This window comes from Streptomyces scabichelini, assembly GCF_011045015.1.
Lineage (GTDB): Bacteria > Actinomycetota > Actinomycetes > Streptomycetales > Streptomycetaceae > Streptomyces > Streptomyces scabichelini.
The window spans coordinates 15,270-33,439 of record NZ_JAAKZY010000029.1 but is presented as its reverse complement, the minus strand read 5'-3'; the positions used below and the strand labels follow the sequence as shown (position 1 = coordinate 33,439).

At 68.7% G+C, this 18,170-nt stretch carries 16 protein-coding genes and 1 pseudogene; 14 read left to right on the top strand and 3 right to left on the bottom strand.

Annotated elements, in window-relative coordinates; all coding sequences use genetic code 11:
- The 8 genes and pseudogenes from G5C60_RS12105 (at position 1) to G5C60_RS12070 (ending at position 9,729) form a co-directional block, all read left to right on the top strand.
- On the top strand, positions 1-645 hold the full coding sequence (locus G5C60_RS12105; protein ID WP_165258018.1) for a VOC family protein: 645 nt from the start codon (positions 1-3) through the stop codon (positions 643-645).
- Positions 642-1,487 carry a fumarylacetoacetate hydrolase family protein gene (locus tag G5C60_RS12100; RefSeq protein ID WP_165258016.1) on the top strand — a complete coding sequence of 282 codons (846 nt, stop codon included), beginning with the start codon at positions 642-644 and terminating at the stop codon, positions 1,485-1,487. The genes G5C60_RS12105 and G5C60_RS12100 overlap by 4 nt, the downstream gene beginning before the upstream one ends.
- Before the next feature lie 108 nt (positions 1,488-1,595).
- Positions 1,596-2,339, top strand: a complete 744-nt coding sequence (locus G5C60_RS53645) for a methyltransferase domain-containing protein (protein WP_338145790.1) — start codon at positions 1,596-1,598, stop codon at positions 2,337-2,339.
- Between the two features lie 224 nt (positions 2,340-2,563).
- Entirely contained in the window at positions 2,564-3,556 is a 993-nt protein-coding gene (locus G5C60_RS12090; protein WP_165258012.1) for a hypothetical protein, read from the top strand.
- A complete protein-coding gene (locus G5C60_RS12085) occupies positions 3,553-4,653 on the top strand; it encodes a zinc-dependent alcohol dehydrogenase (protein ID WP_165258010.1) in 1,101 nt (366 codons plus the stop codon). The genes G5C60_RS12090 and G5C60_RS12085 overlap by 4 nt, the downstream gene beginning before the upstream one ends.
- Before the next feature lie 70 nt (positions 4,654-4,723).
- Positions 4,724-5,611 (top strand): NAD(P)H-binding protein, encoded by an 888-nt coding sequence (locus G5C60_RS12080; RefSeq protein WP_165258008.1) that lies wholly within the window; start codon positions 4,724-4,726, stop codon positions 5,609-5,611.
- Positions 5,612-5,622: 11 nt separating this feature from the next.
- Positions 5,623-5,882 (top strand): annotated as a pseudogene (locus G5C60_RS51880) (transposase); the annotation flags it as partial.
- Positions 5,883-6,144: 262 nt separating this feature from the next.
- The gene (locus tag G5C60_RS12070) at positions 6,145-9,729 is read left to right on the top strand and encodes an alpha-L-rhamnosidase (RefSeq protein ID WP_206439396.1); all 3,585 of its coding nucleotides are present in this window, start codon (positions 6,145-6,147) and stop codon (positions 9,727-9,729) included.
- 558 nt (positions 9,730-10,287) lie between these two features.
- Here the strand turns inward: G5C60_RS12070 and G5C60_RS12065 are convergent.
- Together G5C60_RS12065 and G5C60_RS12060 are read right to left on the bottom strand one after the other, a co-directional pair.
- The gene (locus G5C60_RS12065; RefSeq protein ID WP_165258006.1) at positions 10,288-10,749 is read right to left on the bottom strand and encodes a MarR family transcriptional regulator; all 462 of its coding nucleotides are present in this window, start codon (positions 10,747-10,749) and stop codon (positions 10,288-10,290) included.
- A gap of 146 nt (positions 10,750-10,895) precedes the next feature.
- Positions 10,896-11,948, bottom strand: coding sequence for an ABC transporter permease (locus tag G5C60_RS12060; RefSeq protein WP_241266716.1), 1,053 nt, complete (start codon positions 11,946-11,948; stop codon positions 10,896-10,898).
- Positions 11,949-12,030: 82 nt separating this feature from the next.
- Here G5C60_RS12060 and G5C60_RS12055 point away from each other — a divergent pair, with 82 nt between their 5' ends.
- A complete protein-coding gene (locus G5C60_RS12055) occupies positions 12,031-12,516 on the top strand; it encodes a MarR family winged helix-turn-helix transcriptional regulator (protein ID WP_165258004.1) in 486 nt (161 codons plus the stop codon).
- Between the two features lie 45 nt (positions 12,517-12,561).
- On the opposite strand, the gene G5C60_RS12050 is transcribed toward G5C60_RS12055, so the two are convergent.
- Positions 12,562-12,714: a hypothetical protein gene (locus tag G5C60_RS12050; protein WP_165258002.1), complete on the bottom strand. Its 153-nt coding sequence runs from the start codon at positions 12,712-12,714 to the stop codon at positions 12,562-12,564.
- A 96-nt stretch (positions 12,715-12,810) separates the two neighbouring features.
- On the opposite strand from G5C60_RS12050, the gene G5C60_RS12045 reads away from it, so the two are divergent.
- From G5C60_RS12045 to G5C60_RS12025, 5 genes are all read left to right on the top strand, one after another.
- Positions 12,811-12,957, top strand: coding sequence for a hypothetical protein (locus G5C60_RS12045; RefSeq protein WP_165258000.1), 147 nt, complete (start codon positions 12,811-12,813; stop codon positions 12,955-12,957).
- Between the two features lie 87 nt (positions 12,958-13,044).
- Complete coding sequence (locus G5C60_RS12040; protein WP_165257998.1) at positions 13,045-13,686, top strand: (2Fe-2S)-binding protein; 642 nt, start codon at positions 13,045-13,047, stop codon at positions 13,684-13,686.
- A gap of 12 nt (positions 13,687-13,698) precedes the next feature.
- The gene (locus G5C60_RS12035; protein WP_165257996.1) at positions 13,699-14,679 is read left to right on the top strand and encodes an FAD binding domain-containing protein; all 981 of its coding nucleotides are present in this window, start codon (positions 13,699-13,701) and stop codon (positions 14,677-14,679) included.
- Positions 14,676-16,862: a xanthine dehydrogenase family protein molybdopterin-binding subunit gene (locus G5C60_RS12030; RefSeq protein WP_165257994.1), complete on the top strand. Its 2,187-nt coding sequence runs from the start codon at positions 14,676-14,678 to the stop codon at positions 16,860-16,862. The genes G5C60_RS12035 and G5C60_RS12030 overlap by 4 nt, the downstream gene beginning before the upstream one ends.
- Positions 16,863-17,014: 152 nt before the next feature.
- Positions 17,015-18,151, top strand: coding sequence for an XdhC family protein (locus G5C60_RS12025; protein WP_165257992.1), 1,137 nt, complete (start codon positions 17,015-17,017; stop codon positions 18,149-18,151).
- The last annotated feature ends 19 nt before the right edge of the window (positions 18,152-18,170 follow it).

Genomic DNA, 18,170 nt, shown 5'->3' with positions numbered 1-18,170 from the left:
ATGACGACCCCTCAGAGCACGGCCGCCCCCGCGGCCAGCGAGACGCAAGCCGTCGCGCTGCAGATAGCCGAGCTCGTGCTCAAGACCGGCCGCTACGACGACATGGCCGCCTTCTACACGCACGTACTGGGACACGGTCCCTTCTACGAGCGGACCCCGGACCCCGATGCCCTGCCGCGTCCCGCGGGGATGCCCGAGCGAGCGGTCGATGTCCGGCTGGGCTTCTTCCGTGTGCATGACGCCCCGCACAGCAGCCAGGTCCTCGCGCTGTTCGGCATCGACAGCCTGATCACGACCGAACCATCCGGGCCGGGCCTGCATCACTTCCAGTTCGGTGTCGGCTCGCTGGGTGAACTGGTCGCCCAGTTCGAGCACATGGCGTCCATGGGCGCGCGCCCGCACCGTGCCGCCAACCACGGCCAGGCCACCAGCTTCTACTACCGCGACCCGGACGGGAACATCGTCGAGTTCTCCTGCGCCAATTTCGCCACCACCGAGGAGGAGGTGGCTTTCATGTCCGGGCCCGTCTTCGCGGCGAACCCCTCCGGCCTGGAGCTCAACCCCGAGCGCTTCGTCGCCCGCTACCGCGCCGGTGACCCAAAGGACGACTTGCTGCGCCTCGACAATCCGGCGGTGGCCCTGTGACCAGAATCGTCAGCACGGCCAAGGGAATCGGCAGACTCGAGAGCGACGGCGAAACCGTCGCCCTCCTCGACCTCTACGCGACGGACCTCGGTGCCGCCCTGCAGACCGGCCTCGACATCGCGTCCATCGCCACCGCCGCGGTCCGCGACCGTGTACCCATGGACCGGACTCAGGCCCAGCTCATGGCCCCCGTCCCCAGACCTTCCAAGATCTGGGCGGTGGGTTACGCCTACGCCGGTCACCGCACCGAGGTGGGGTACGCCGGCACGGCGGAGGATCCGGTCGTCTTTCTGAAGGCTCCGTCCTCGGTGATCGGCACGGGGGCGCAGATCCGCTTTCCGAAGGTGGCTCCGGACGAGGTCGACTACGAAGGCGAACTCGCGGTCGTCATCGGCAGGCGCGCCACCGACGTGCCGGAGGCGGACGCGTACTCGTTCGTCGCCGGCTTCACGATCTGCAACGACGTCAGCGCGCGCGATGTCCAGAAGGGACGCGTTCCCGGCCGGGCCGCCAACGTCACCGCGGCCAAGAGCTTCGACACTTTCACCCCCATGGGCCCCGCTCTGGCCACGCTCGACGAGTTCGCCGATCCCGACGACCTGCACCTGCGCACCTGGGTCGGCGGCGAGCTTCGCCAGGACGCGCGTACGTCCCAGCTCATTCACCCGGTTCCCGCGCTGGTCTCCTACCTGTCGCGGCAGACGACCCTCGAACCCGGTGACGTGATCGCCACAGGAACCCCGGCCGGGGTCGGACACAAACAAGGCCTGTTCCTACGGTCCGGTGACGAGGTCCGCATCGAGATCGAGGGAATCGGCACCCTCGTGAACACCTGCGCCTGACGCGCAGAGGTCATCCTGAGGATGCCGGAACCGTGGCGTCCTCGAAGTCAGCAAAGTCATTTCCGGCGGCCGTCGCACGTGCGACGGCCCGGTCGTGGAGGCAATCAGGTGAGCAGCGAAACCAAGAGCAGTTTCGGTGGCGGAAACCCGTGGGACCACATCCAGCCGTGGGACGAGGCGATTCTCGGAAAGGACGTCTACGACAGCACCCAGCGAGCCAAATGGGAGCTCGCCATGCAAATCGCGGGCGGACTGCCGTACATCTGGAGGGAGTTGGCCCGGCCGATCTCCGAAATCGTCTACGGTCTCCTCGAGCTCCGCGCCGGAGACAGGGTCATGCTCATCGGCGAGGGAATTGCTCCCGCGGGGTGGGTGGACGACATGCGGGAGATCGTGGGACCGGACGGCGCCGTCGATGAGGTGGAGATCATCCACGACGGGCGGAAGGCGGTCATGGGGCGGCTCCCCGGCCGTAACGGCCAGACCGGCTGCTGGCGCTGGGATTACGCCGACTCGCTGGCCGACGAGTCGTACGACTGCGTCGCAGTGCTCCAGGCGACCCAGCACTGCGACGACTGGGAGGAGACGGCCAGGGACCTGCTGCGCGTGATGAAGCCGGGCCGCCGCATCGTGCTGGCCGAGTCGGTCCTGAAAGGGCCGTCGTTCCTTGCCCGCATCAACTCCGACGTCCATCTCCGGCAATGGTTCGACAAGCTGTTTGAGCACATCACCGTGGAAGACATTCCCTACTGGTCCGGGGAAGAGGTCCGCGAAGCATTCGGGGACACGGTCGACAGCCCACAGCTGATGGAATGGCGCGGCATCGAGATGTTCTGGGGCCGAAAGAAATAACAGCGCCAGCAGCAGTCATCATGCCGCACCGGCCGCGCATGGCACCGAAGCCCCCGTATCGGCGCCTTCCTTCGAACGCAGCCCCCATCACCTGTCTGTCCGCTCACCTGTCTGCCGGGTGTGCCGCGACAGGTGACACCCCGATCCTGCCGAACTCCGGGCAGTGGGATCGGCTGACAACCTGAGCCGCATTACGCGACGCCACCCCGAACGAGGAGGTTGCCGTGAGTGTCGACGAGGACCTCATGGTCATGGCATCGAACCAACCGCTGCAGAGCGTCGTCCGCGACGAGCACCTGCTGCTGTCGCCGCCGCATCCGTCCAAGGTGCCCATCAAGCTGGGGGACGAGCACCCGCCACTGACCGTGGTGCATTACCCGCAGGAGTACCAGGAAGAGGCGTACGCCCCGCCGCGCGGTGTCTACGAGAACGACGAGATCCGCGTCGAGTGGCAGAAGCTGGACGGACGGCAGCCGTTCTACCACCGCAACTGCGACGTGGACGAGCTCTCCTACCAGATCGCCGGTGAGCGCACCCTGATGACCGAACTCGGTGTGGTCGAGCACCGGCCCGGCGAGTTCTCCCGCATCCCCCGGGGTGTGGCCCACGACAACTACAGCCGCGCCGCAAGCCACCTGCTGTTCTACATCCCCGCGCCGGTCGCCGAGCTGGTACCGGCTCAGCGTGAATCCCAGGCGGTGTTCCCGCCGTTTCCCGGCTGGCAGTCCGCCGCGGCCAACGAAGCCGTCAGCTGGAACCTGGGCACACCCGGTCGCGACATCACCCTCTTCGGGGTCGACGAACAGCAGCTGCTGGAACACGTTCACCGCGACGACCGCCGGATACAGGTTCTGCGCCCCGACCACGCCCAGGACACCACCTGGCTGTACGGCACCGACCGCATCCGCATCGGCCTCGTCAGCACCGTGCCCGGCGGTGAACGCCGCTACCGCCGCGCCCTCGATGCCGACGAGATCCAGTACCAGGCCAACGGCCACCGCACGCTGATCACCCAGCACGGCATCGTCGACCTCAAGCCCGGCGATTTCGTGCGCATCCCGCTCGGCATCTCCCATGCCAGCGTCGCGACCGAGGCGGGCGACTACGTCAGCCTGCTCTCGCGCAGCGAGGTTCCGCAGGTCGCCAAGACCTCCCGTACCGCCGACCCCTACTCACCCGAACGGCTCGCGGCCCTCAACGTGGAGGTCCACTCATGACCACGATGCTCGCCCTGCGCGCCCATCGCGACGCCAGCACCCTCGTCCTGGAGGACATCCCCGTCCCCGAGCCCGGCCCGATGGACGTCGTGGTGCGGGTCGCCGCCGCCGGCCTGGCCCCGGGCATCATGCGCCTGCTCGCTATGGGCGCGTTCAAGCATCTGCCCACCACCCTCGGCTTCGAGGCCGCCGGCAGCATCGCCGCTGTCGGCAGCGAGGCCACCGGCGTTCGCATCGGCGACCGGGTCCGGGCGCACACCTTCCTGAACTGCCGTACCTGCATCTACTGCCGTACCGACCGCGACATGATGTGCGCGCAGCAGTCCATCATGGGCTACGCCGCCTTCAACGACACCGCGATGCCGCTCTACGACGAGTACCACAACGGCGTCCTCGCGGAATACGTACGCCTCCCGTACTGGCTGGTCGACCCGCTGCCGCAATCCGTCAGCTTCGACGTCGCGGCCAAGGTGCACACCCTCGCCAACGCCGTACGCGCGCTCAAGTGGGCCGAGTTGCCGATGGGATCCACCGTTGTCGTCACCGCCGCGACCGGTGCCATGGGCACCGCGACGGTCAAGCTCGCGAAGCACTTCGGCGTCGCCGACCTCATTCTCGTCGGCCGCCACAGTGACCGGCTCAAGGCCGTCGCCGGGCTGTCCGGTGGCATCCCGGCAAGCATCGTCGCCCTTGACGAACTCCCCGACGACTGGACTGCCACCCGCGCACTCGCCGGCCGACTGCGCGAACTGGCACCCGGCGGAGCGCACGCGGTCCTCGACTACGTCCCCGACGGGCCGGTCACCGGCCAGGCCATGGCCGGGCTCGCGACCGGCGGCGCACTGGTGCACATGGGAGGCAACCACACGCCGCTGCCGCTGTCCCCGATGGCACTGATGATGAACATGTGGCGGTTCATCGGTACCCGCGCCTGTACCCGCAACGACGCGCTGGAGGTCCTGCGCCTGCTGGAGACCGGTGCCCTCGCCGCTGATGAGCTCATCACCCATCGGTTCCCGCTCAGCGAGGCGGTGGGGGCAGTCGACGCCATCCAACGCCGCGACGAACCCATGTGGATGCCCGTGATCAATCCTTGATCCGAGGCACGAGTCCGTCATCGTGCTCTGCGGAGCCATCGAGGATCCAGCAGCGAGAGGAAACCGGAAAGTGTCCGAAACGGAAGCCGCACGCAGCGAAGAGCCGCCCTTGCTCGCGGTGATCGGGGCGGCCGGGCTCTGTGGTATGTACCTGCTGGAGGCGGCGCGGCGGGCTCCGTTCAGGGTCCGCGCAGTGGTGCACGGGCCGGCGGGCCGTGAACGGGTGGCCGCCCTGGGCGCCGACGAGATCGTCGAGGCCGATCTCACGGAGCCCGGCTCCGTCCGCCAGGCGTTGAAGAACGCTGACTTCGTGTTCATGATCCCTCCGGCGTTCCACCCGGAAGAAGACGTCTTCGCGATCAGGGCGCTCGAGACCGCCGAGCACGAGGGCGCGCGCCGGTTCGTGTACCTGTCCGTCCTCCACCCGCACACCCCCGGGCTGCGTCACCACCTGCGCAAGGCGGACGCCGAGGCCGCCGTGCGGGCCTCGGGCCTGGGCTGGACGATCCTCCAGCCCTCGATGTTCGCCCAGATCGTGCTGTCGACGTGGGGAAGGGCTCCCGCCGGGCCGGTGAACGTGCCCTTCGACGTCCACAACAAGTTCTCGTTCATCGACTTGCGTGAGCTGGCGGAAGTCGGCGTCAAGGTTCTCTGCGAGCCGGGCCATGACTCGGCGACCTACGAACTGGCGGGACCCACCACCACGCCGGCCGAGGCCCTGCGTATCGCGGGGCGTGTACGAGGTGTGGAACTCGAGGCGAGGACGGTCGACTGGGCGGAAGCGTCGCTCCCGCCAGGAGTGGCCGACGATCCGTCCCGGGGCCCCGACATGCGTGCCATGTGGCAGGACTATGACCGGCACGGCCTCCACGGCAACAGCAACGTTCTGCGCATGCTGCTCGGCCGGGAACCCGCGTCCTTCGAGGAAGCGGCCACCGCGTTCGCCGCGCGAGGCTGAGTCACCGGCGGCGCCCGGAGAATCACCCCCGCCGCAGGATCGTCGACGCGATCCGCCACGCCGTCCACACCGGCCGCAAGCGGCGGGCCCTGCCTGCGGATTGTCCGCCCTGGAGGACCTGTTATGGCTTCACGGTCCGCTGGGCCGCCGCCGGCATCGGCGGGCTGATCCGCGACCAGTTCCGCAAGCGGATTCGACGCGAGACGGGCCGGGCCCCGGAGCGGTCGCCATCCTCATCGACTCGCAGTCCGTCAAGGCCGTGGCAACAGTCGCCGTTCGTCGGGCTGTTGCGAGTGGCGGCGGCCGCGAGCACCCCAGTGCCTGCATGTCGGAGCGCCTCGTGCAGCAGCCCGGTGGGTACGGCGAGGGCGGTGTGCGGAGAGCGGTGTGCCGGTGCGGGCCAGGTCTGGCGTCGTCGCAATGCGGCAGAACTCTCCAGGAATCTGCGTTCCGCTTGTTGACGTGTCGCTCGTCACATGAGTAATGTCCCGGCAATTCATGCCTCTTGAAACGATTCAATCCATGGAGATGCCATGCTCCGCAAACGCTCGCTCTTGCTCCAACTCCTCAGAGGCTTTGTCACGTTGGCCGTCGTCGCAAGCGTGGCGACCCTGCCGGCGCCGGTGTCCTCCGCGGCGTCGATGCTGGACGCGCCGTTCACCGTGAAGGCTCTGACCGCCAACGGCCGGGTGAACCCGCTGGGCATCGGCGGTGAGGACCCGGTCCTCGGCTGGCAGTTGACGTCTGCCCGGCGGGCGACATCGCAGAAGGCCTACGAGATCCAGGTCGGACGCACGCCGGGGTCCGCCGATACGTGGTCGTCCGGCAAGGTGAAGTCCGACCGCCAGGTCGGCGTACGGTACGGCGGTCCTGACCTGGAGGCGGCCACGCGTTACTACTGGCGTGTCCGCGCCTGGGACGACAAGGGAGTTGCGAGCCGGTGGAGCGCGGACGCGTACTTCGAGACAGGTCTGCTGGATCCCGGCGACTGGGACGGGGCCCAGTGGATCACTCGCCCTGCGGCTCCGAGCGAGCTGGACAAGTGGACCGACTACACCGCTACGGTCGACTTCGAGCTCGACAGCGCCGCCCTCGGCATGTTCCTGCGCGCCTCCGACGTGAGCAACGGGTACATGTGGCAGTTCAGCGCCACGGGTCCGACCCCGATGCTGCGACTGCACAAGCAGGTCAAGGGCAACTACTCCGTCATTCAAGAGATCGATCTCGCGCCCTACGGCTTCACCAACCCCGGTCTCCTCGCTGGCCGGCACACTGTCCGCTACGACGTGGTGGGCACCACCATCAAGACGACCCTCGACGGCAAGCTGGTCAACACCTTCACGGACTCCACGTTCACGAAGGGCTACATCGGTTTCCGCACCCACGCCTGTTGCAGCGAACGGGGAACGGTCTACGACGCCGTCGTGACCCGCACCGACGGCAGCACTCTGCTCGACACCGACTTCGCGTCAGGACGGAACCCGTTCACCGGCGGTGAGATCGTCGACTCCGCCCTCACGGTGTCCGGCACCACCGACGCCCTCTACCAACCCGCGGCTCGACCGCAGCCGCTGCTGCGCAAGGACTTCGCCACCAAGAACGGCAAGAAGGTCGCCTCCGCGCGCGTCTACGCGTCCGCACTGGGCCTCTACGAGCTGGAACTCAACGGCAAGCCGGTCGGCGACCAGGTACTCGCCCCGGGCTGGACGAACTACCACAAGCGCATCCAGTCCCAGACCTACGACGTGACAAAGCTGCTGGCAAGCGGCGACAACGTGATCGGCGCGTCCTTGGCGGACGGCTGGTGGGCCGGCAAGGTCGGGATCGGCTGGAGCCGTCAGTATGGGGACGCCCCCGCTCTCGTGGCGAAGATGCGCATCACCTACACCGACGGCTCCATCCAGTGGATCGCCACGGACGGTTCGTGGAAGGCGGGCGACGGCCCCTACGTCAAGGCCGACCTGCAGGACGGCGAGACCTACGATGCCCGTCTGGAGCCGGCGGGCTGGAGCCGGCCCGGGTTCGACGACGCGAAGTGGGAACCCGCCGCGAGCCTGGACTCCCGCACCGCCCTCCTGGTCCCGCAGAGCGACGAGCCCGTGCGCCGGACGCAGGTGCTCAAGGCCCGGAAGATGACCGAACCCACCGCCGGGACCTACGTCTACGACCTCGGTCAGAACGTGGTCGGCGTGCCGCGGCTGACGCTGACCGGCTCCGCCGACCAGACAGCCAGGATCCGCTACGCGGAGGTGCTCAACAAGAACGGCACCCTCTACACCGACAACTTCCGCAGTGCCAAGGTCACCGACCGCTACACCTTCACCGAGAACGGAACGGTGACCTACGAGCCCACCTTCACCCAGCACGGATTCCGCTACATCGAGATCACCGGGATGACCGAACCCCCCGCGCTCGCCGACGTCAAGGGCGTCGTGTGGGGCTCCGACCTCCCCACCACCGGCACACTGACGACCTCGGACAGCATGCTCAACCAACTGGTCGACAACATCTCCTGGAGCCAGCGGGGCAACTTCCTCTCCATCCCCACCGACACCCCCGCCCGCGACGAACGCCTGGGATGGACGGGAGACATCAGCCTGTTCGCGCCGACGGCCAACTACCTGGTCGACACCCGCGCGTTCCTGTCCCACTGGATGGCGGACGTGCGCAACTCCCAGTACGCCAACGGTGACCTGCCGGCGGTCGTACCGACCCCTCAGGGCCAGTTCGGCGAGAGCGGCGTCGGATGGTCGGACGTGATGATCACCGTGCCGTACTCCGTGTGGCGCTCCTACGACGACACCCGCATCCTGCGGGAGAACTACCCCGCCATGCAGAAGTTCTTCCAGTTCGTGCGCGACAGCGCCGGACCGGACCTTCTCGAGCCCGGCCGCACCACCTTCTTCACCAACGACTGGCTGCACCTGGACGACCCCACCGAGCAGGGCATCCTGGGCACGGCCTACTACGCCGAGAACGCCCGCATGATGGCCGAGGTGGCCAAGGCCCTCGGCGACGACGCGGCGGCCTCCGAGTACAGCAAGCTCTCCGCCGACATCCGCACCGCCTTCACCAAGGCCTACGTAGCACCTGACGGCACCGTCATGCGCAACTCGCAGACCGGTTACGCGATGGCCCTCGCCATGAACCTGGTCACGGATCCGGCACTGGTCGAGAAGGTCGGTGAGAAGTTCGTGGCGAAACTGGCGCTCACCGACTACCACCTGCGGACCGGCTTCATCGGTACGCCGCTGCTGCTGCCCGCCCTGAGCAAGATCGGCCGAGACGACCTGGCCTACAAGATGCTGCTCCACAAGGACTACCCGTCCTGGGGCTACGAGGTCGTCAGCGGTGCCACCACGGTGTGGGAGCGCTGGAACTCGATCATGCCCGACGGCAGCTTCGGCCCGGTCGACATGAACTCCTTCAACCACTATGCCTACGGCGCCGTGGGCGACTGGATGTTCCAGAACATCGGCGGCCTCTCCGCGATCGACCCCGGCTACAAGCGCTCCCGGATCGCTCCGGTGCCCGGCGAAAACCTGACGGAGGGATCAGGAAGCCTCAAGACCGTCTACGGCCTCCTGTCCTCGCGGTGGAACACCCACAACGGCGCTTTCGACCTGAAGGTGACGGTGCCGGTCAACACCGTCGCGGAGGTCCACGTGCCGTCGAAGACCCGTTGGGCGGTCACCGAGAGCGGCCGGCCTTCCGACGCCGCCAAGGGGGTTCGGTTCCTCCGGATGGAGGGCGGGGCAGCCGTGTTCGAGGTCGGGTCGGGGTCCTACAGCTTCGGCGTCGACACCGGCCTCGGCGGCCTCGGCGAGTCCAAGGAGGCAGCAGGAGAGCTGCGTGATCTGGTGGCGGACCTGGAGGCTACGGGCGCGCCGACGGCAAGCGAGCAGGCCCGCCAGGTCCTGACCTCCGTCGATGCCGCTTGGACCACCTACGTGGCAGCGGGTGGTGCGCAGAGCACCGGCGAACACGTGGACCGGGCCCGGGCACGTCTGGGCGACATCGGTGACTGGACCGCTCAGCAGGTGGACAAGGGAACGCTGACAGCCTCCCAGGGAGCGGCGGTGCAAGCGCTCATCGATCGCGTCGAAAAGGGCCTGTGAATGTGTCCGCCTCGCACATGAGCGATCGCTGAATCACCATCGCAGCTCTCCCTCGATGAGCGGCTTCCCGGCCCCACGATTCCGGTCACGATCACCGGCCGTACCCGCGGCTGCTGCCGCTGACAGCACTCTTCTGCCGGCTCTCGTCCCGGCCGGCAGGAGAGTGTGACTTCAGGAAACCTCGGAGCGGCCCTGAAAGAAGTACCCGGCCGGCGGTTTCGCGTCCGCCACGCACCGGTCTCCGCTGAAGGACAGGCATGACTCCACTGGCGCGCGCAGGACTGGGAGCGGCTTGACCGCTTCGCGGTCGCGCGCGGCGACGTGATGCCCTGGCAGGCGGCCCATCCTGGTCAAGTGCTCGGGGAGCTGACGGGAGACTTCGGCCATCGAAAGCCGTCTTCCAGGAGCTTCGTCATCGCCTCGAGGATGGCCTGTTCCACGGCCTCGCTGCGCAGCGCTCACCCGTGCCTGGTGACCTGTGTGCCGCTCAGCGTTTCCATGTCTCTTGCTCACATCCACGCGCCGGAGCCGGAAGGGACAACCGTCGGACAGCCAGGGCTAGTTCAAGGATCGACTGTCGATGGCAAGGGCGTCGGGATTCAGTTCCTCGACCAAACGGTGGAGCAGACGGTGAATGGTGTCCTTGTCATCTGGAGAGAGCGGCGAGGTCGTCTCCCGTTCGATCCGCCGGGCGATCGACGCGGCACGAGCGGCCGCCGCGTCTCCCTCGGGGGTCGCGAACAGGCGCATGCTGCGCCGGCTGGTCGGATGCGGCTCACGTCGCAGGAGTCCTCGCTCGACGAGCCGGCTCACCGCGGCCCCCATGGACTGGGCCGTGATGCCGGAGCGGCGCGCGATCTCCGCGGCGGACACGCCCGGCGTCCAGAGGACCTGTTGCAGAGCGTTGTGCTGAGCCAACGTGAGGTCCTCCGCACGCAGCGCCCGCTCCAGTCGTCCAGCGATGATCTGGGAGAACTGCCAGGCGAGATATCCGGTGGTGGGGAACGCCGCGTCGGTCACTGCGGCAGTCTACGAGAGCGCGGTGTGCCGCTTTCGGGCGAGTTACTGGTCGGGGGGAGCTGCGCCTCTGTGCCATGGACCGTGGGCCGATGCCGCCTTCCGTCACACAGGCAGACCGGGGGAACGGCGCTCGCCAGGGAGCCGGGTCAGCCGACGCCTGCACGGCCTGACCCGCGGGCATCACGCCAGAAGAGCACCCCGGCGGCGACCAGGATCCACGTCACCAGGACGACGACGCCGGCGGTGAGACCGTCGTTGTTGAAGTGGGACAAGCCCTGGACGGCTCGTACGCCGACTCCCACCGGGAGGATCTCCGAGAACGGATGGAGCCAGTCCGGCAGGTAGGCGGTGGGCAGCGTGCCACCACTCGTGCTGTTGCCGAAGGTGAACAGGACCACGGCGGCCAGCGACATACCGGCCCGGCCGAAGACGCGCATGAACGCCATGGTCGCGCTGCCGACGGCCGCGGCCATCAGCGCGATGACCCCCGCGATGCCCAGGAAGGGTCCCGGCAGTGCCGAGAAGCCCAGGCTCCCGGCTATCACCGCCACCAGGACGCCGGCGAGGATGCTGAAGGCGGCCAGACTGGCCAACCTCCACCGGTACTGCAGTCGGGGAGCCATCTGGTAGGTCATCATGCCGAACAGGAACCCGGCCAGCACGACGCCGAACCCGGCGTAGAACACCGACATACCACGGGTGTCGCCCGCCGAAGCCGGCACGACGTCCCGCACGGTCAGCCGGTCACCGTTCGCCTCGGCGACACCGGAGAAGGCGCCGGTGACCGTCGAGGTCACGGAGGGGCCGTTGGCTCCGGCATAGAGCAACTCGGCGGTCCTTCCGGGGCCGGTGACGTAGGCGGCGTACACCTTTCGGTCCTGCAGCGCGTGGCGGGCCGCATTCTCGGCGGGGTAGCGCTTCACCTCGAATCCGCCGGGCAGCCCCAGCTCCAGCCCTCCGGCGATCTGTTCGAGCCGTTGGGTCGTCCCGACGACGGCGATCGGAAGGTCGTGCGGCCGCGGGGCGTGAAAGGCGGCCAGGAACACGCTGACGAAGATCGAGCCGATGGCCAGCACGATCACGACCGGCAGCAGAACTCCCTTCAATCCGGTGGCACCCTGCGGCGCTGGAGCGGTGTCCATCGCGTGGTGATGGTGCGCGTGGCGCGGCTCGACGGCAGTGGTGGGTGGTGTGGACATGGGAGAGGGTCTCCATTCCGATTGGAAGGTGCCTTATAGTTCTATCACGGAATTATCAGGTGCCTTACTATCGGAGATCCTTATGAGCCGCACTCACGCGGATCCGTCCACACGTATGGGTTACCTGGCGTGGCAGATGGCGCATGTGATGGGAACGCGTCTTGAGAAAGCGCTGCGTTCGCTCGACCTCACGGCGGCGCAGCACAACGCGCTGCAGCACGTCCTCTGGACGCCGGAGATCTCTGCGGCGGAGGTCGCGCGTCGGACCGGCTTCACTCCCCAGTCCATGGGCGCCGCTGTCAACGCGCTGGTGGACCGAGGCCTTCTGGCTCGCCACGACCACCCTTCGAACCGCAGAACAGTCCAACTGGCCATCACCGACAGCGGAGCTCAGCTCGCCGAGCGGGCCCGGGAGGTGGTGGAACGACTCGACAGGGAAGCGCTCGCGGTCCTCGCCCCCGCTGAGCGGGCAGTCATTCATTCCCTGCTGCTCCGCGTGCTTGCCGCGCTCAACCCTGATGCCTTGCCGTCGTTGGATCGGCGTGACACGGGCTCCGGGACGGCGTGATTTCGGCGGTCTTACCGCGCCCGGCGCCACCTACGACCACCGCTACTACGACCTGGGGACGCGACCGGACTGCTCCACCACGGGGGCGCCGCCGGGGAACTGTTCGGCACCTTGATGCATGTCGCAGGCGAGGACCCGGAGTTCGCCGACCACCCTGTGCCCGCGGGCGACCTCACTACCCGTGACGGTCTGCGTCATCGAGGGCACCGAGGGGAATGGAAAAGCAGAAACATGTAAAGGTGCTTGATGCAACTAGGCTTGCTTGATGTCGATCAGGAGGTGAATGCTGGCCGTGTGTCCCGATCCCGGGCCCTGATCACCGGCGACACCTCGGTCAGCGGTGCCGCCTGTGCCGCACTGCTGGACACCGAATCCGTCTGCCGTCCGGTGGCCCCCAACCTTCTACTGCCGTTACGTCACCGGGAACAGCAGCCTGCCTGAGCAACGGGCACGGCACACCTTCGCAGAGCGGCTCGGCCATCGATACGCCCCTGGCAACCACCCGCACCCCATCGAGGGAGAGTGGACATGTCCACCGAACGTCCCGCCCAAGCAGAGACTCCTCCCGTCGAGTCCCCATCCGCGCCCACCCGCCGTACCTTCATCGCCACGACCACCGCTGTAGGAGGAGCCGCCGTGGTCGGCGGCCTGGTCGCGGGGCCGCCCGCGCTCGCTGCCGAGGAAGCGGTGGCCGCCGCGGGGCCGCCCGGCAGCAGCGTCTCCTTGACGGTCAACGGCATCCGGCGCACCGTCACGGTCGACAACCGCACCTCGCTCCTTGACCTGCTGCGCGAGCATCTCGACCTGACCGGTTCGAAGAAGGGCTGCAACGCCGGTGCCTGCGGCGCCTGTACGGTCCTGGTCGACGGACGCCGGGTCAACTCCTGTCTGACGCTGGCCGTGCGACTGGAGGGCGCCGAGGTCACCACGATCGAGGGCCTGGCAAAGGGCGAGCGGCTCCACCCGCTGCAGCAGGCGTTCATCGACCAGGACGCCTTCCAGTGCGGCTTCTGCACCCCCGGCCAGATCGTGTCCGGTGCCGCGTGCATCCAGGAGGGCCACACCGGCTCCGCGGAGGAGATCCGGGAGTGGATGAGCGGCAACCTCTGCCGCTGCGGCTGTTACGTGAAGATCGAGCGCGCGGTCGAGCAGGCCGCCGGCCGGAAGTGAGGACCGATCCCCATGCACCCCTTCACCTACACCAAGGCCACGGACACGCGTGAGGCCCTCGACGCCGGTCGGCGCGGCGGGCGTTACATCGCCGGCGGCACCACGCTCGTCGACCTGATGCGCGAGACCGTCGAACGCCCCGGCTCGCTGGTCGACATCAGCACCCTGCCGCTGGACGAGGTCACCGTCACCGAGCGCGGGGGCCTGCGCGTCGGCGCCCTGGTCCGCATGGCCGAGGCCGCCGCTCACCCCAAAGTGCGCGCCCTGTATCCCGTCATCTCCGAGGCGCTGGAGCTGAGCGCATCGGCTCAGCTGCGGAACATGGCCACCATCGGCGGCAACATCATGCAGCGCACCCGGTGCACGTACTTCCGAGACGTGACCGCCGACTGCAACAAGCGCGACCCCGGCTCGGGTTGCGCCGCGCTGCACGGCTACAACCGCAGCCACGCGATCCTCGGCACCTCCGACCACTGCGTGGCGACCCACCCCTCCGACGTCGCCGTGGCCTTCGCGGCACTGGAGGCGACCGTGCACCTGCTGGGCCCGGACGGGGAGCGTCGAGTCCCCTTCGCCGATTTCCTGCTGCGGCCAGGCAGCACCCCGCAGCGCGAACAGGCCGTCAGACAGGGTGAGTTGATCACGGCGGTCGAGATCCCGGCGCTTCCGCGCCCTCTGAAGTCCGGCTATCTGAAGGTGCGCGACCGGCAGTCGTACGAGTTCGCGCTCACGTCGGCCGCCGTCGCGCTGCATGTGCGCGGTGGCGTGATCCAGGAGGCGAAGGTGGCCGCCGGGGGAGTGGGCACGGTGCCGTGGAAGCTCCCCGCCGTCGAGCTGCACCTCGTGGGTGAGCGTCCCTCGGAGTCGTTGTGGGCGGCCGCCGCGGAGCGAGCCGCCGACGGGGCCCGCCCCCTCACGCACAACCGGTTCAAGGCCGAGCTGCTCAAACGCACCGTCGCACGCCAGCTGAGCACCGTAGGAGGCAGCAAATGAGCCAGCCGCAGGCAGCAGTCGGTGCGGCGGCGCCCCGGATCGACGCACGGCTGAGAGTGACCGGGAAAGCGAAGTACGCCGCCGACAACAGCCCCGACGGGGTCGTGCACGCGGTCATCGTCGACAGCAGCGTCGGCCGCGGCCGTGTCACCGGCGTCGACGCCCGCACCGCCGAAGCCCAGCCCGGCGTGCTGAAGGTGATCAGTCACCTCAACGCGCCCAAGCTGCCGCCCGTCCAAGGGGGATTCCCTCCGGGGGAGCCGCTGCGCGCCTTCCAGGACGACCGGGTCCGGTTCTTCGGACAGCCCGTCGCGGTCGTGGTGGCGACCACGCTGGAGGTGGCACAGCACGCCGCGAGCCTGGTGGAGGTCTCCTACGACGCCGAGCCTGTCTCGACCGACATCAGCGTCGCCGAACCCGCCGACGAACCGGAGACCTATGCGCGCGGCGACGCCGACGGGGCCCTGGAATCCGCCCCCGTCCGGCTGGACCTGACGTACCGGATGGCCCGCAACCACCACAACCCGATAGAACCGGCCGGCACCGTCGCCCGCTGGGACGGTGACCGGCTGACCGTCTGGGACAAGACCCAGTACGTGCAGGGCGCCGTGTTCACTCTGTCCGGTGAGTTCGGCATCCCGCCGAGCAACGTCCGCGTCATCTCGCCTTTCGTCGGCGGCGCCTTCGGCAGCGCCGCCCGCGCTTGGGTGCACGTCGTCATCGCGGCCCTGGCCGCCCGCGAAGTGAAACGCCCCGTGAAACTCGTGCTCACCCGCAGACAGCTGTACTTCGGCGTGGGATACCGGCCCGCATACGAGTACGAACTGCGCCTCGGCGGCAACCGGCAAGGCCGGCTGACCGCGTCGGTGCACGACGTTCGCACCGAGAGCTCCAGCTACGAAAGGCACAACGAACACGTTCTCGGTCCCGGCCAGATGCTCTACAGCACGCCCAACGTCCGTCAGGCGTATCGTCACGTCCCGCTGGACGTGAGCACGCCGTGGTTCATGCGTGGTCCCGGCTACTCCAGCGGCGCATACTGCGTCGAGACGGCGATGGACGAGCTCGCCCACGAACTGGGCCTGGACCCGATCGAGGTGCGGCTGCGCAACGAACCCGCCGACGACGAGTCCACCGATCTGCCGTTCTCCACCCGCCGCCTGCGCGACTGCTACCGCGTGGGGGCCCGCGAGTTCGGCTGGCACCGCCGCAGCCCTAAGCCCCGCTCGACGCGTGACGGCGACTGGCTCATCGGTATGGGGATGGCCGCCGGTGTCTACGACACCCAGCGCAGCGAGGCCCAGGCCTCGGTCAGGCTGGATGCCGACGGCACCGCCCTGGTGCAGTCCTCCACAAGCGACATGGGTCCCGGCACGGCCACGTCCATGAGTCAGGTCGCCGCCGACGCCCTCGGCCTGACCATGCGTCAGGTGACCTTCCGGCTGGGCGACTCCCTCATGCCCCCGGCCCCCGTCCACGCCGGCTCGCAGACCATGGCCAGTGTCGGATCCGCCGTCCAGGACGGCGGCGACAAACTGCGCAAGCAAGCGATCACGCTCGCGGTCAGCGACGAAGGATCACCGCTGCACGGAGCCGACGCCGCCGACATCGTCGTACGAGGCGGTCGGCTGTACGTGAAGGACGACCCCGCACGCGGGGAGACGTACCAGCGGCTCCTGGCCCGCAACGACCGGACCCACCTCGAAGCGATGGGCTCCTACGCCGGGGCGCCGGAAACGGAGAAGTTCTCCTTCTACGCCTACGCCGCGACCTTCGCCGAAGTCGCCGTCGACGCCCGCCTCGGCCTCGTACGCCTGCGGCGCATGGTCGGCGTGTACGACGCCGGCCGGATCATCAACCCGAGACTCGCCGACAGCCAGGCCATCGGGGCCATGACCGGCGGTATCGGCCAGGCCATCCTGGAGCACACGGTCACCGACCACCGCGACGGCCGGATCGTCAACGCCAACCTCGCCGACTACCTCGTGCCGACCCACGCCGACATGCCCGACCTGAAGGCGGTCTACATCGAGGGTGAGGACTACGAAGCCGACCCGATCGGTGTCAAGGGACTCGGTGAGATCGTCATCGTGGGAGTGGCGCCCGCCATCGCCAACGCGGTCTTCAACGCCACCGGCCGCCGGATCCGCGAACTGCCGATCAAGCCCGAGGCCCTCCTCTGAACCCCCGGGTGGCCGGAGTGCCCCACCCGGCCACCCGGTCCGTCCGGCGGATCATGACGCCACACCGCCGGGCACCAGGGCCGTCGCCGCGACATCCTCTCCCAGGGCGCGGCGGCGGCCCGCCAAGTCACCCACCTCACGGAAAGCCCGTCATGCTGAACATCGCGGACACACTGCACCGCTGGTGCCGCGAGGCCCGCCCCTTCGCGCTCGCCACCGTCGTCCATGTCAGCGGCAGTGCACCCCTGCCCGTCGGCACGGCCCTCGCCGTCGACACGGACGGCATCGCGGTCGGCAGCATCTCCGGCGGCTGTGTCGAAGCGGCCGTCTACGAGCTGTGCCAACGCGTCCTTGCAGAGGGCGGACCGCCCGCCCGCGCCGCCTTTGGCTACTCCGACGACGACTCCTTCGCCGTCGGCCTGACCTGCGGTGGCGAGATCGAGGTCCTGGTACAGCGCGTGGAGCTCGCCGAGCCCCATCTCGTCACCGCCCTCGAATCCATGCTCGCGGGGTACCACACGGCCGTGGCCCACGTCGTCGACGGCCCCGAGGAACTCCTCGGCCGCACGCTTCACGTCCCTGGCGAGGGGCCCCACGACGGCACCCTCGGTTCCGGGAGTGAGGACCGGCAGGTCGTGGCGCACGCCCGCGCACTCCTGCGGGTGGGCCGCACAGCCCGCATCGAGGTCGGTGGGGACGCCGACACCTGCCCCCGGCAGCTGACCGTCCTCGTCCACGCCCACGCACTCCGCCCCCGCATGCTGATCTTCGGCGCCGTCGAATTCGCCGCCGCCCTCAGCCAGGCAGGCCGCTTCCTGGGCTACCGGGTCACCGTCTGCGACGCCCGCCCCGTCTTCACCACCGCGGCGCGTTTCCCGCACGCCGACGAGGTCGTCACCGACTGGCCCCACCGCTACCTCGCGGCCACCGAGACCGACGCCCGCACCGCCGTCTGCGTCCTGACCCACGACGCCAAGTTCGACATCCCTCTGCTGCGCCTGGCACTGACCCTTCCCGTCGGCTACGTCGGCGCCATGGGCTCGCGACGCACCCACGAGCACCGCATCGACCTGCTCCGGGAAGTCGGTGTCTCCCAGGACCAATTGGCCTGTCTGCACTCACCGATCGGCCTGGACCTCGGTGCCCGTACTCCCGAGGAGACCGCCATCTCCATCACGTCGGAGATCATCGCCCACGCCAACCGCGGCACGGGCCTGCCCCTGTCGCACGGCACCGGCCCCATCCACCGTCCCGCGCAGCCTCTGCCCGGCCTGGCGACGGCGCCATGACTCCCACCTGGACGTGGTC

Coding starts and splice junctions, on each gene's coding strand:
- G5C60_RS12105 (WP_165258018.1), top strand. CDS start 1: ATGACGACCCCTCAGAGCACGGCCGCCCCCGCGGCCAGCGAGACGCAA.
- G5C60_RS12085 (WP_165258010.1), top strand. CDS start 3,553: ATGACCACGATGCTCGCCCTGCGCGCCCATCGCGACGCCAGCACCCTC.
- G5C60_RS12070 (WP_206439396.1), top strand. CDS start 6,145: ATGCTCCGCAAACGCTCGCTCTTGCTCCAACTCCTCAGAGGCTTTGTC.
- G5C60_RS12060 (WP_241266716.1), bottom strand. CDS start 11,948: ATGTCCACACCACCCACCACTGCCGTCGAGCCGCGCCACGCGCACCAT.
- G5C60_RS12055 (WP_165258004.1), top strand. CDS start 12,031: ATGAGCCGCACTCACGCGGATCCGTCCACACGTATGGGTTACCTGGCG.
- G5C60_RS12050 (WP_165258002.1), bottom strand. CDS start 12,714: ATGACGCAGACCGTCACGGGTAGTGAGGTCGCCCGCGGGCACAGGGTG.
- G5C60_RS12040 (WP_165257998.1), top strand. CDS start 13,045: ATGTCCACCGAACGTCCCGCCCAAGCAGAGACTCCTCCCGTCGAGTCC.
- G5C60_RS12035 (WP_165257996.1), top strand. CDS start 13,699: ATGCACCCCTTCACCTACACCAAGGCCACGGACACGCGTGAGGCCCTC.
- G5C60_RS12030 (WP_165257994.1), top strand. CDS start 14,676: ATGAGCCAGCCGCAGGCAGCAGTCGGTGCGGCGGCGCCCCGGATCGAC.
- G5C60_RS12025 (WP_165257992.1), top strand. CDS start 17,015: ATGCTGAACATCGCGGACACACTGCACCGCTGGTGCCGCGAGGCCCGC.